At 41.1% G+C, this 13,560-nt stretch carries 15 protein-coding genes; 9 read left to right on the forward strand and 6 right to left on the reverse strand.

The features are described 5' to 3' along the window. The 6 genes from BIW15_RS25170 to BIW15_RS22575 form a co-directional block, all read left to right on the forward strand. A partial coding sequence (locus tag BIW15_RS25170; protein WP_179115332.1) for a hypothetical protein occupies positions 1-663 on the forward strand: 663 nt, incomplete at its 5' end. Next, complete coding sequence (locus tag BIW15_RS22555; protein ID WP_077281651.1) at positions 660-1,802, forward strand: hypothetical protein; 1,143 nt, start codon at positions 660-662, stop codon at positions 1,800-1,802. The genes BIW15_RS25170 and BIW15_RS22555, both read left to right, overlap by 4 nt. Further along, positions 1,795-2,838, forward strand: a complete 1,044-nt coding sequence (locus BIW15_RS22560) for a glycosyltransferase family 4 protein (protein WP_077281652.1) — start codon at positions 1,795-1,797, stop codon at positions 2,836-2,838. Before BIW15_RS22555 ends, BIW15_RS22560 begins: the two co-directional genes overlap by 8 nt. A gap of 17 nt (positions 2,839-2,855) precedes the next feature. Continuing rightward, positions 2,856-3,566, forward strand: coding sequence for a WecB/TagA/CpsF family glycosyltransferase (locus tag BIW15_RS22565; protein WP_077281653.1), 711 nt, complete (start codon positions 2,856-2,858; stop codon positions 3,564-3,566). A 78-nt stretch (positions 3,567-3,644) separates the two neighbouring features. After that, complete coding sequence (locus BIW15_RS22570; protein WP_077281657.1) at positions 3,645-5,750, forward strand: YjbH domain-containing protein; 2,106 nt, start codon at positions 3,645-3,647, stop codon at positions 5,748-5,750. Positions 5,751-5,896: 146 nt separating this feature from the next. Next, on the forward strand, positions 5,897-7,063 hold the full coding sequence (locus BIW15_RS22575) for a nucleotide sugar dehydrogenase (RefSeq protein ID WP_077281654.1): 1,167 nt from the start codon (positions 5,897-5,899) through the stop codon (positions 7,061-7,063). A 93-nt stretch (positions 7,064-7,156) separates the two neighbouring features. On the opposite strand, the gene tpiA is transcribed toward BIW15_RS22575, so the two are convergent. After that, positions 7,157-7,927 (reverse strand): triose-phosphate isomerase, encoded by a 771-nt coding sequence (gene tpiA / locus BIW15_RS22580; RefSeq protein ID WP_029853148.1) that lies wholly within the window; start codon positions 7,925-7,927, stop codon positions 7,157-7,159. Between the two features lie 270 nt (positions 7,928-8,197). Here tpiA and BIW15_RS22585 point away from each other — a divergent pair, with 270 nt between their 5' ends. Both BIW15_RS22585 and BIW15_RS22590 read left to right on the forward strand, forming a co-directional pair. Further along, a complete protein-coding gene (locus tag BIW15_RS22585; RefSeq protein WP_005496920.1) occupies positions 8,198-8,545 on the forward strand; it encodes a 5-carboxymethyl-2-hydroxymuconate Delta-isomerase in 348 nt (115 codons plus the stop codon). A 98-nt stretch (positions 8,546-8,643) separates the two neighbouring features. Next, positions 8,644-9,066, forward strand: a complete 423-nt coding sequence (locus tag BIW15_RS22590) for a DUF805 domain-containing protein (protein WP_005458874.1) — start codon at positions 8,644-8,646, stop codon at positions 9,064-9,066. A 40-nt stretch (positions 9,067-9,106) separates the two neighbouring features. Here the strand turns inward: BIW15_RS22590 and BIW15_RS22595 are convergent, their stop codons facing one another. From BIW15_RS22595 to glpX, 3 genes are all read right to left on the reverse strand, one after another. Then, positions 9,107-9,463, reverse strand: a complete 357-nt coding sequence (locus BIW15_RS22595) for a DUF3135 domain-containing protein (RefSeq protein ID WP_031809910.1) — start codon at positions 9,461-9,463, stop codon at positions 9,107-9,109. A gap of 104 nt (positions 9,464-9,567) precedes the next feature. Next, positions 9,568-10,182: a metalloregulator ArsR/SmtB family transcription factor gene (locus BIW15_RS22600; protein WP_069490187.1), complete on the reverse strand. Its 615-nt coding sequence runs from the start codon at positions 10,180-10,182 to the stop codon at positions 9,568-9,570. A gap of 145 nt (positions 10,183-10,327) precedes the next feature. Beyond that, positions 10,328-11,335 (reverse strand): class II fructose-bisphosphatase, encoded by a 1,008-nt coding sequence (gene glpX / locus BIW15_RS22605; RefSeq protein ID WP_005458880.1) that lies wholly within the window; start codon positions 11,333-11,335, stop codon positions 10,328-10,330. Between the two features lie 346 nt (positions 11,336-11,681). On the opposite strand from glpX, the gene zapB reads away from it, so the two are divergent. Then, the gene (gene zapB / locus BIW15_RS22610; RefSeq protein WP_005481417.1) at positions 11,682-11,924 is read left to right on the forward strand and encodes a cell division protein ZapB; all 243 of its coding nucleotides are present in this window, start codon (positions 11,682-11,684) and stop codon (positions 11,922-11,924) included. 104 nt (positions 11,925-12,028) lie between these two features. On the opposite strand, the gene rraA is transcribed toward zapB, so the two are convergent. Both rraA and BIW15_RS22620 read right to left on the reverse strand, forming a co-directional pair. Next, a complete protein-coding gene (gene rraA, locus BIW15_RS22615; protein WP_005457192.1) occupies positions 12,029-12,541 on the reverse strand; it encodes a ribonuclease E activity regulator RraA in 513 nt (170 codons plus the stop codon). Between the two features lie 76 nt (positions 12,542-12,617). Beyond that, positions 12,618-13,535: a 1,4-dihydroxy-2-naphthoate polyprenyltransferase gene (locus BIW15_RS22620; protein WP_005457195.1), complete on the reverse strand. Its 918-nt coding sequence runs from the start codon at positions 13,533-13,535 to the stop codon at positions 12,618-12,620. Between the last annotated feature and the right edge of the window lie 25 nt (positions 13,536-13,560).

A 13,560-nucleotide genomic window follows, 5' to 3' on the forward strand; every position in this document is an offset into this window, starting at 1 on the left:
TTTATCGTAAAACAAAGGAGAGAAGGTGTAGGAGTTGGAGTTACAAGAAATATTTTTAGAGAGTTTAATGTTTCAGAAAATATACACCTCTTTTTATATTACTCAATTATAGCTATATACACACAGATGGATATTATATACGCAAGTTATAATTTGGATAATGATGTTACATCTGAGTATGCCGTAATATTTAGATTTTATTCGCTATCAATATTGTTAGTACCATCAATTGTATCCTCTCTGAGGGTATATACTGCAAATATTGAAAAAATGTCTGACTTGTTATTTGTTAGTGAAAGATTTCCACAAAAATTGATTTTTATATCTCTGTTAATCTCAATTTCATTTGCAATAGCTTCACCTTTCTTAGTTAACTTGGCCGGAGAGCAGTATGCTAATGGTTTTAGATATATAGCTTGGTTCTCTATAGCGACGTTTTTCTCCTATATTGGCTGTATTAGTACATCAATATTTATTTCGTTGAAGCTATATGGGTATTTAATTTTTTTTGCTATATCTTCAGTTTTATTTAAAGTTATTCTTTACCTTTTGATTAGCCCTGATGAAGTGTTTGAATTAGTATATACATTCGTTTCCTCAGCAGTTTTCTATAACGTTACAGGCTTATCTTTATTAATTTTTTATATGAGGAGTGAACGTTGAAAATACTTTTTATTGCATACTACCTCCCTCCATTTGCGGGTGTAGGGCAATTTCGAGCAGCAAAGTTTCTGAAGTTTTTATCTAAAGATGAAAATATTGAAAATTTAGATGTTATTACTGTCGACGATAAGTATTATGATAGAGTGTGCAGTGATAAACTAGATGTCGGTAGCAACGTCAATGTGATTAAGACAAAAGTATCGTCAGTTTTAAAAAGCGTCATAAATGAAGAGGGGATTTTCTGGTCCCCATACTTATTTCCTAAGTTAATAAAAATGTTATTCGATAATAAGTATGATGCAATTTACGTTAATGGTAACCCTTTTTTTCATATTCCATTTGTTGTTATTTTGGGAAGGTTGTTTAGCGTAAAGGTAATTGTTGACTATAGAGATCCTTGGTTGCTGTCGCCATATAGGAAGTTTGATGGATTAAAAGGGGGGGTAATTTCATGCTTAGAAAAAATCACAGTTAATCTTTCAAGTTTTTTGATAAATGTTACTCAAAGTGCAACTCAAATGCACAAGGAAAAGTACTCTGACTATATTGAAAAATTCAAGACGATAGAAAATGGGTTTGATGACGATGATTTTAATTTCTTGACACCTTTCAAAAAAAGAGATGATAAATTAAGAGTTGTATATAGCGGGAAGTTTTCTGACTTTAGAAACCCTGAAGAGTTTATTCGTGCATTATCTAATGTTAAAGAAAGTTTCGATTTCTTGCATGTCGGATTGCAAGAAGATTCTGTAATAGAACTTGTTAAAAAATATGATATTCAGGATATATACACCTGTACTGGCTATGTTAGTTACGCGAATGCAGTTGAAGCTATGAGAAGTGCCGATATTGGCCTTATTATTAGTGGTGGTCACCCATATGAACCGACGACAAAGATATTCGACTATATCGCTCTTGGATTAAAAAAACTCGTAGTTACTGATAATATTGATAAAGGTTTTTTATATGAATCATTAAACGATGACAATTCAAGTCGGATATGTAAAAATTCTAGAGATGAGATTCTTGAATCATTGGTTTTTCTTGCTAAGAATGATCTCTCTCAAAATGACAACCTCAAAGTTAGATTTTCTAGGAAAGAACAGTCTAAGCAATTAATGTCGGTGTTTAATGAATAACATTCTTATTATGACAAATATGGGGCCTTATAAAGGTAACTCATACTCGGGTAGATTTGTTTTCAATCAGTATCAATATATTTTAAAAGACTTGAATAATAATTACTCTTTGTTTTTTATGTCTCCAAATGGAACGGGTAAAGCTTTTAGTTTAATAAAATATGTTATATATCTATTCAGGTTTATTAAATTTTCTTTTTCTAGTAAAAGATTTGATCTATTACATGTTCATTATTACTATCCAACAATATTTTTTGCAGTATTATATAAGTTTTTATTTAATAACAATGTGAAAATAATTGTGACATTTCATGGTAGCGATGTTTTTAATTATCGAGTTGCCCCATTTTTATATAAGTATTTTTATGATTTTGTTGACCACTCATTCTTTGTGTCAAAGGGCTTAAAGGAAAAGTTTTCACTTTCTTGTAATAATGAAAATTATAGTATTCTGAGCGCAGGAGTATTACCATTGTTACGTGATGATTATTGTACGGCTTATGATAAAATTTACGACCTCTGTATTATTGGAACTATAAATAAAAACAAGCGTGTCTCGGAGTTTATTGATCTGATTTCTTCTTACTCTAAACGCTGTTTAAAGATAGTAATTGTTGGAGGTGGCGACCTACGAGACCTTAACTCATCTATTGATATATCTGAGCATGATGTATCCTACCTCGGAGAAAAAGAAATATCTGAGATTAAAGATATTTACCTTTCATCTTACTTTACGATTAGTTGTTCTATCGTAGAATCTTTTGGTTTGACTATTTCTGAATCCCTAAGCTTGGGAACCCCAGTTATAGCAACGAAAACAGACGGAAGCATAGAGCAAATTGAGGATGGTAAAAATGGATTTATATTTGACTTCTCTCAAGAAGGATTAAACACTGTACTAACAAAGGCTTTCGAAATGTCAGTGAGCGACTATAAAGTCATGTCATCATTTAGTATAAGTTCATCTGAAAAGTATAAAATATCAAACGTGGCTTCCGAAATTATTAAAAAATACGATAGTGTTTTATCCCACTAATCAAGGCTTTTATTTTTATGTTGAAACAAGTAGATATATCTGGGATTGTTGTTAGTTGTTTTGAAAATATGAACGAAGCAGTCAAATATATACTGGACAATGGGAAAGGTAAGACCGCTGTTGCCATTAATCCAGAAAAAATCTTGTCCGCAATGCGATGTTCTAAAACTCGTGAAGCATTAGATAAAGCTGACATTCGTTATCTAGATGGTATCGGTGCTGTAAAGGTTGCTGAAAGAAAACTTTCGATGAAACTTGATAGAATTCCTGGATGCGAACTTTGGGAGGAGTTAATGAAAGCTTCTTCTCAAGAACAAAAATCAGTGTTTTTACTCGGTGCCAGTTTAGATGTTGTCACTCAAACAAGTTCAAAGCTTAAGAACGAATTTGATGTAAATATAGTTGGCTTCGCAGATGGCTATTTTCAAGATGACGATGTAATGATAAAAAAAATTTTATCACTTACTCCTGATATAGTAACTGTCGCAATGGGTTCTCCCAGACAAGAGATATTTATGCAAAAGTGTCGGGATGCTGGGATAGATGCGTTCATGATGGGGGTTGGTGGTACGTATAATGTGTTTGTAGGGGCTGCAGACCGAGCACCTAAAGCATGGTGTAATTTGAACTTGGAGTGGTTATACCGACTTTTAAAAGAGCCAAGTCGAATATTTAGGCAAGTGAGATTACTAAAATTTCTTTGGCTAGCTATTACTAGAAAAATTTAATGTTTATCAAAAATCGTAAAGCGAGAAAGATTCATTTTTGGAACTTTTATGTATCGATTTATTTATAATGGCAAATGGATGGCACAAAAAATTAATAAAGCAGTAACGGTTATTCCCTTGCTGTCACTAGCTTTCAGCTTACCTATTTCTGCACAAGCTCTAAAGACATTATCCTCTAATCAAAGCTTCTCAGGTTTAACGCTTACCCCAAACGCTCAAGTGTTAAGCTATGGTGTTTCATCAACAACTTTCTCTCAAGGTTTGCCATACGAAAGCAGTATTCATGATTTGGATTCAATAAAGTTTTCTATCGGTTTGTTTGATGGACTTGAAGCTCACGGCAGAATTGTTACAGAAACTTATAACTGCCGCAGCTTTCTAGAGAGCGGATGTGGCCCTGTAAGAGATTTATCTGCATCTTTTAAATATCAGTTACCAGATCTGTGGGATGTTGATAATTTGAGCTTTGCAATTGGGGTACAAGATCTCGGAGGGGCATCAAACTACTTCAACACAAATTATGTGGTTGCTGATTACAATATTAAGCAATTTCCTGTCAGAGTTTCAGTAGGCTACGGGCGCTCTGACATCGCATTAGGGGTAATGGATGGACCTTTCGGGGGTATTGAATATCAGCCATTTGATTTTGTTCAGCTCACCGGTGAATACGATGCTGTCGATTTTAACTCATCAGTGAAAGTGTTCACGCCAGAAGAACTGCTACCTTACGACATGACGGCTTCTTTGAGCTACCAAATTTACTCTGGTCATGACACGGATGAACAGAATATGTGGAATGCCGCATTGTCTATCCCACTCATCACCGATTACGCCCGCTCTCGTGAGTATGCTCGTAACAATGTGTCACTGATGGAAAAGGTCTCTCTAGAGCAAAGTAAAGCTGATAATGCGTCAATCTCTGCCTTGGTCAGTGCGCTGCGCAACGAAGGTTTTCTGAATATTCAAGTTGGTACCTTGAATCAATCGGTTGTCGTGGCACTAGAGAACCGCCGCTATAATCACAGCCAGGTGGATGGTTTGGGTGTTGCCATGGGAATTATTTCAAGTCATTTCGGAACAAACATTGCGCAAGAAATGGGCTTAAGTTCTGACCGCATTGAACTATTACTATTGGCAAACCAAAAACCAATAGTGAGAGTGAAAACGGATGCGACTTGTTATCAGAACTTTATGAATGGTTCTGCAGCATGTGATGACATCCAGTTCAATACGACAGACCTATCCGATATGCTTGAGCTAGTAGAATGGAAAACAGAGCGCGTAAATAGTGGGACGTTAGATTCACAATTGGTGTTGTCGCCAATGGTGCGTCATGGTGTAGCGACTGAGTATGGGGTATATGATTACTCTTTTGCTATGTCGAGCAACCTCTATACCTTCTTGTGGTCTGGAGCTGCTGTGGATGTTCGCCATATTTTGCCATTAGCTGAAAGCGATGATTTTGAAGAAGGCAGTTATTTTGAAGATAGCGCCTATGAAAATGAAATCGATCGTGCCATGGTGCATCAATTCTTCCGATTGCCATATGTCGATGTGGCGAACCAAGTATCGCTTGGTTTAGTAAAAGCAGACTATGTTGGGGTGCACAGTGAGTCCGCTTGGTTTTCTCCATCAGGTGCGCATGCGGTTGGTCTAGAAATGAGTTACTTCCAACACTCGGATGAGAAAGATAAAAATGGCTATGTGAACCCAGATCGCCAAACGTTTTTAACTCGTTATACTTTCAGCATGCCTGAGTGGGATTGGCAGTTTAACGCAACTGTGGGGGAGTTTTGGAAAGGCGATGTTGGTGCAAAGCTTACAACCTCACATTGGTTTGACGACATAGAGTTGTCCGCAAGCTATCAAGTGACGCAGTTTAATAACACCGATGAAGAGCAGTTTGTTACGCTATCAGTAAAATTACCTTTGACGCCATGGCGTGATATGTCTCCTGGCTTCCTGCAGGCTCGTGGTAATGAAGCGTACGACTTTAACGTCAGCACTCGTGTAGGGAATGAGTTCAACTACTTGACTACGGGTCAAGGTGATGAACTTGCGATGGATAACAGTATGCTACGCCGTTACTTTAACCGTGGTCGTTATGGTAGCGATTACTTTGAAGAGAACAAGGTTCGTATGCGTAATGCTTACTTAAGGTACCTTACAACCCAATTAGATTAACTGCAATCTAGTTGAAAAGCGGCCAAATGGCCGCTTTTTTTGTATACATAAATTCAGCGTAAAAAAAGAGCTAAAAAGCACCTGCTTCTACCGCATACCGTGAGGTTTTGGTATTCTTACGCCAGTTTTATATATGGGATAAAAGAATGAAAATTGCAGTTGCAGGTACAGGATATGTTGGTCTGTCAAACGCCATGCTTTTGGCTCAGAATCATGAAGTCGTTGCGGTAGACATCATCCAAGAGAAAGTTGAGATGCTAAATAAAAAGCAATCTCCAATTGTTGATTCTGAGATCGAGAGCTTTCTTGAAACGAAGAAACTCAACTTTGTGGCAACGCTAGACAAAGAGTTCGCCTATAAAGATGCTGAATTTGTTATTATCGCAACACCTACAGATTATGACCCGCAAACCAATTACTTTAATACTTCTTCAGTTGAGGCGGTCATTAAAGATGTGATGGCAATTAACTCAGAAGCCGTAATGGTAATTAAATCCACTGTGCCGGTAGGTTATACCGCGCGTATTAAAGATGAATTGAACTGTGAGAACGTCATTTTTTCTCCAGAGTTCCTTCGTGAAGGTAAAGCGCTCTACGACAATTTGCATCCATCTCGTATTATCGTAGGTGAGCGTAGCGAGCGTGCGGAAACATTTGCAAACCTTCTCGCAGAGGGTGCGGTAAAAGAAGATATTTCAATTTTGTTTACTGATTCAACAGAAGCTGAAGCAGTGAAACTGTTCTCAAATACCTATCTTGCAATGCGTGTGGCTTACTTTAATGAGCTAGATTCCTATGCGGAAGCGCACAACCTAGACTCTCGTCAAATTATTGAAGGCGTAGGCTTAGATCCACGTATTGGTAGCCACTACAACAACCCTTCATTTGGTTACGGCGGTTACTGCTTACCTAAAGATACAAAGCAGTTGTTAGCAAATTACCAGGAAGTTCCTAATAACATCATTGGAGCGATAGTGGAAGCCAATCGAACTCGTAAAGACTTTATTGCTGAGTCTATTCTCAAACGAGAACCTAAAGTGGTTGGGATATACCGTTTGATAATGAAAGCTGGCTCGGATAATTTCCGCGCTTCGTCTATTCAAGGTATTATGAAGCGTATCAAGGCAAAGGGCATTGAAGTGATGGTGTATGAGCCAGTACTTCAGGAAGAGGAGTTCTTTAACTCACGTGTAATCAACGATCTGAATGAGTTTAAACAAAGCGCCGATGTGATTGTCTCTAACCGTATGGTTGAAGAACTGGCTGATGTGGCTGATAAGGTTTATACGCGAGACTTATTTGGTAGTGATTAGGCTTGAGCTACGATGATAGTGTGTAATCGAACACACAAACAAAAAGGGATGCGTGATGCATCCCTTTGTTATTTCTGCTTAATAAAAGCGAAATTAAGCTTTAGCTGCTGCCGCTGCTTTAGCGATAGCTACGAAGCTCTTAGCGTCTAGAGAAGCACCGCCAACTAGAGCACCGTCGATGTCTGGTTGTGAGAAGTAAGCTTCAGCGTTTTCTGGTTTAACAGAACCGCCGTATTGGATGATTACTTGTGCTGCAACTGCTTCGTCTTTCGCTGCGATTAGTGCGCGGATAGAAGCGTGGATGCGTTGTGCATCTTCAGCTGTTGCTGCTTTACCAGTACCGATAGCCCAGATTGGTTCGTAAGCGATGATTGCGCCGTTTAGAGCTTCAACACCGTAAGTGTCGATAACTGCGTTGATTTGACGTGCACATACTGCTTCAGTTTCGCCAGCTTCGTTTTGAGCTTCAGATTCACCGATACAGAAAACAGGAGTTAGACCGTTTTCTTTTAGGAAGTTGAATTTCTTAGCGATGAACTCGTCAGATTCGTTGTGGTATTCACGACGCTCTGAGTGACCGATGATGATGTGAGTAGCACCGAAATCTTTCAGCATTTCTGGAGACATGTCGCCAGTGAAAGCACCGCTGTTGTTTAGGTCAGTGTTTTGAGCACCTAGGATGATCTTGTTACCGCCTTCAGCGATTAGACGCTCAGCTAGGTCGATGTAAAGAGCTGGTGGAGCTACTGCTACGTCAACACCTTCAACGCCTTCAAGCTCAGCGTTAAGACCAGTTAGCAGCTCAGTTACCATTGCTTTGCTGCCGTTTAGTTTCCAGTTACCCATCACTACAGGACGACGCATAGGAATATCTCCCTTATCTTTAATGTAAATAGTCTATTAATGTAAAAAATCTACGTAGGAATATAACAGAATAATATGAACAGATCATGATTGGTATCATGTCTTATGTGGCTTTCTCTCTCCGTCTGGAGTCGAAGTTGTTCTGTTATTTTTATCAAAAGCAATCGATTGGTGATCGCGTAGACAGAATGATAGTTCATTCCTCGGAAATTGCTGGCTAGATTGGTATTACTACGCACTGAATTTTTTATGTTGTAGAAAGGAATCAAAATGCCAAACTTAGTTTTAGAGTATTCGAACTCAGTGGAAGAGCGAGTCAATGTACAAGGTTTGCTGGAAGACTTACATAAAGCTGCGTTAGAGAGTGGCCTTTTTGAGTTGGCCTCTGTGAAATCAAGAACGTTAAGATGTCATAACTGGCTAATTGGTGAAGCGGGTGACAGTCTCGATTTTATCCATATCAATTTTGATTTGTTGTCTGGCCGAACGCCGGAACAAAAGCGAGAATTATCGCGAGCTTTAATGGTTGTGCTTCAAGAACAGGCAAGTCATGTGCACAGTTTAACGGTTAACATTCGAGATATGGATGTGGACAGCTTTCAAAAAGTGGTGAACTGAATATAAGGCTTGGCCGACGTTGTTCACGACTTGTTGTTTCTTCCCAAATTACCCCGACTCGGCTACTCTGTATTCTTTCTATTTTTGGATAAAAATTGATGTCGACTAAAGAGTTACTGTTTTCGTTTCACGGACGTATCGATCGCAAAACCTATTGGATTTGGAATGTGATTTACTATATTTCGATTATAGGTTTTGGTGCGGGTATCAGTAAGTTGTTTCCTGCGTTTTCTTACCTGTTACTGCCAATATTCTTGTTGGTACTGCTCATTCCTGATTTGGCTATTACGACAAAGAGATGGCATGACCGCGACAAGTCGATCTACTGGTTAGGCTTGAATATTCCTTTGGTGATTGGTCGCATCGCAACGCCGATGACAAGCCCAATGGCGCAAGAGCCTTCAACGCCACAGCTGTTCATTGCTTCGATTTCATTAATTTGTGGGCTTTGGATTTTGATTGAGTGTGGTTTTTTGAAAGGCACATCAGGCCCGAATAAATACGGTCCTGAGCCACAGTGATTCATGAGTGTGGGAGTCTGCCTAAGGTGTGACTCTCACATTAGTAGAAGTCGTTTCTGTTGAAGGCGACTACGTTGTCTGTCTTAACCGACATCGCTTTTCCTTGTAATGCTTCTCTGAACTTCGTGACTTGTTTTTGTAGTTCATTCATTAGCACGACGTTGGTGTGATGAGGGTTTTTACAGTTGCGAATCACACGATCAATATGGCTTTGCTGAGCCCATAAGCGTGGTTGCATCATTTCTGATGCGCTTTCTATCATTTCTTTTGCCATCTCGTGGCGAAATTGTTCAAAGCCTTCTGGATCGCTTTCGGCCATCTGAACCAGTTCATCAAATGAGGGTAATACTTGCGTTGTGTGAGTATGTAGAGTTCTCATCCCTTTCTCCAAATCCATATGGATACTCGTGTTCAATACTACAAGCGTACACCACAGGAATCAGGGTAAAGGATGAATCATTGGCCTGTCTCATTTATAAGAGAGAGCGAAAGGGCCGAAATCTAAGCGCGGATTCGGTAAACGCAGCGACGTTGACCGCTAATGATATGCTCGGTACGTTCGACGGTCGTGTCGTCTCCGAGTAAGGACCGGAACACACTCAGTTCCGATTTGCATAAACTAGGGCAACGCGTAGCGGCTTTACAAATCGGGCAGTGATTCTCGATCAAGATAAAGCCGTGCTCATCTTGTTCAAGCTCTGCCATGTAGCCTTCTTTTTCGCGCAGAGAAACCAAAGTTTCCAGTTTGCTTTCTAAAGACTCACATTGGTCGAGGTGCTGGCGATAGTTTTGTAAAGTCAGTTTTTCGCGCTCGGAGGTAACTTTGTCGAGGCCATCTTTACCGAAGATGTGTTCCACGGCTTCGATAAATTGGATGGTGAGTTCGCCATGACGATCAGCGAATTGCTCGTGTCCCTTCTGGGTTAAAGACCAGTGGCGAGTAGGGCGTCCGACTTTGACTTTTACATCGTGAATCGACAGGATGCCATCATCTTCTAAACCTTGCAGGTGCTGGCGAGCACCCATGGTTGTCATCCCAAGCTCAGAAGAGAGTTGTTTTGCAGTGACAGACCCGTCACGCTTAACGATTTGCAATATCCTATCTACGGTCTTCATATTCCCACCATTTGTATTTCCGTACACATTATGCGCGATAGGCTTAGTAAAGAAAAGTGTTGACTTAACTTGAGTGGGGATTTGGTGAGCCAAAAACAAAAAGGGCCGGCACTTTGCCAACCCTTTTCGATGCTGAACCTAAAAATTACAGAATGATATCGCGAACTTCTGGGTCTTTGCGCTCTAAGTAATGGGTCGACTTGATACGGCGAATGGTACGGCAACGGCCTCGCACGAGTAGCGTCTCTGTTGTCGCAATATTACCTTGGCGAGAAATCCCCTCTAGCAAATCACCTTTTGTAATGCCTGTTGCTGAGAAGACGACGTTGTCGCTGCGCGCCATGTCTTCCATTTTTAGGACGACGTTGGCTTTTACGCCCATTTCTTCACAACGTTGTAGTTCAGCCGCACCGTAAATACGGTTTTCTTCTGTGTCGCCTTTCACTTCGTGGCGAGGCAGAAGGCGGCCATGCATGTCACCATCAAGTGCGCGAATCACCGCTGCGGATACCACACCCTCTGGTGCACCACCAATGCAGTACATGAGGTCCACTTCACTATCTGGCATACACGTTAGGATGGAAGCAGCAACGTCGCCATCTGGCACCGCGAAGACACGCACACCCATCGCTTGCATTTCAGCTATCACATCATCGTGGCGGGGTTTTGCTAGAGTGATGACAACCAGAGTGTCCAGCGTTTTATTCAGCGCGCTAGCAACGTTTTCTAGGTTTTCTTTCAACGGCTTTTCTAGATCGATCACGCCTTTCGCACCTGGGCCAACAACCAGTTTTTCCATGTACATGTCAGGTGCTTTTAAAAAGCTGCCTTTTTCACCCGCGGCAAGCACTGCCAATGCGTTCGATTGACCCATTGCGGTCATGCGAGTGCCTTCAATAGGGTCAACAGCGATATCCACTTCATCGCCACCTAGACCAACTTTCTCACCGATGTATAGCATTGGAGCATCATCGATTTCACCTTCACCAATGACAATTTCACCACTGATGTCTGTTTTGTTCAGTAGAGTGCGCATAACTTCAACAGCAGCGCCATCGGCTGCGTTTTTGTCACCACGGCCAAGCCATTTGTAACCAGCGAGTGCTGCACCTTCAGTTACACGAGAAAATGCCATTGCTAAATCGCGTTTCATGATGTCTCCAAGTAAGCAATAGGGAAGAGGAATTTGCGCGGCGATTCTATCACAACGGCAGTTAAACGTTTGCCTTTTTGCTGAGCTTTTACTTTAACTAAGTTGAATTTGATCAATACTTGGGTGATTTTTGTCGCGGAGAGGCGTAAATACCTTGCACAAAAATGCTTCGCCGATAAGAAAAGTCAGCGTTTAGTGAGATTGCGCCGATTTTTTAACCGAATGAAGCGAAATATCGAATATAGTGAGTGTTTCTCATCGCGACGCTGAGTAGAATGACCTTATATAGGTAAGCTGCACGCCAATCTCGTGCATCATCCCAACGGAATAACATAGGTAGGCCAAGATGTCTTTTGAAGTACTAGAACAACTAGAATCTAAAATTCAAACTGCAGTTGACACAATCACTCTTCTTCAGATGGAAGTTGAAGAGCTGAAAGAAGACAAAGTAAAACTAGAAGCAGAAGCAAACGAGCTTCGTTCTCAACGTGAAGATCTAGAGCAAAAAGCTCAGCAAGCTCAGCAAGAGCACGCACAGTGGCAGGAGCGCATTCGTGCACTACTTGGCAAAATGGACGAAGTGGAATAATTTCACTTCTTCATCCAGAATTAAAAACACCCGCTTCGGCGGGTGTTTGTGTATTTGGGTATGAGTAGCGCTTTAGTCAACGAAAGGTGACTGGCTACTGGAAGCTACTCTTCGACCGTATCATCTAACTCAAGGTCAATATTAAGTGGCTCTGGAGATAGAATGATGCCAGTGTTGTCGGCGTAGATGTAATCTTCTGGAAGGAAGCTAACGCCGCCGAAGTTTACGGGTACATCTAGCTCACCAATGCCCTGGTTCGCCGCGCCAACAGGAATCGATGCCAAAGCTTGAATGCCGAGGTTCATGTCTTCTAGTTCATCGACTTCACGGACACAACCGTAAACGACAATGCCTTCCCACTCGTTTTCTTCTGCAATCGCAGCTATTTCTGCATCGATGAGCGCTTTACGTAAGGAACCGCCACCGTCAATCAACAACACACGCCCAAGACCATCTTGCTCTAAGGTTTCGCGGATCAGTGAGTTGTCTTCAAAACACTTAATGGTGGTGATTTGCCCGGCAAATGACGCGCGTCCGCCAAAATTACTGAACATTGGTTCAACCACATCGACCTGATCAAGGTAGATATCGCAGAGTGCTGAGGTATTGTATTCCATAGCGTACCTTTCTAAACAGAAACTGGTTGTCTTTGAGTATATCTAGGCATTAAGTCAATGCAATGACAATCCTTTTTTAACTTACCAGAGTTTGAGCTACCACAATTGTTGCAAACAAAACGTTAGTGACTAATGAGCATTTTACGATAACTGGCAGCATTGGAGCGATTTGTGCAGGTTTTTCTGTATCCCAAACGGCTTTACCATGATGAATGACGACATAAACGCTCAACAAGAAGGGTAGGCTAATCCACAGTGGTTTGTCTTGAATTAACAAGTAAGCCGCAAACGCTAAAATAGCACCACCAAGCAAGATAAAGTGGTACTGCTTGGCTTTGTGTTGGCCCAAACGGACTGCGACCGTGCGCTTTCCACATTCGCGATCGTTCTCGATATCACGCATGTTGTTGATGTTCAGTACCGCTACCGCGAGTAAACCACAGCCCAGAGCTGGTAAGAATAGAGTGGTGTCTACATGTCCAGTATGCAGGAAGTATGTACCAGATACGCCTAGCAGACCAAAGAACAGGAATACGGAGATATCGCCTAAGCCGACGTAACCGTAGGGCTTACTGCCCATGGTGTAAGCAATCGCCGCGATAATGGCAAGAATACCCAAACCGATGAAGGTGATGATGCTTTCTGGTGAGCTCAGCGCGTAAAACACCAAAACCAAGCCTGAGATGGCGGTAAGCACGATATTAAAAATGATCGCCTGTTTCATCTGTTTGGCACTAACGGCACCGGTCTGCATCGCACGCTGTGGACCTAAACGGTTTTCATTGTCGGTGCCTTTTACTGCATCGCCATAGTCGTTGGCTAAGTTCGATAGAATTTGCAATAAGGTTGCCGTAGCAAAGGCCATGATTGCGATGGTCAAAGAGAAATGACCGGCTGAGTATGCAAGTACGCTACCAGTTAAAATAGACACCAGAGCGAGAGGCAATGTTTTAGGGCGAGCGGCTTCAAGCCAGATCTGCAAAGATTGTTTCATGGAAATTTCGTGCTAGTAACCAATG

Source organism: Vibrio sp. SALL6 (assembly GCF_002002385.1).
In the GTDB taxonomy this organism is placed as follows: domain Bacteria; phylum Pseudomonadota; class Gammaproteobacteria; order Enterobacterales; family Vibrionaceae; genus Vibrio; species Vibrio parahaemolyticus.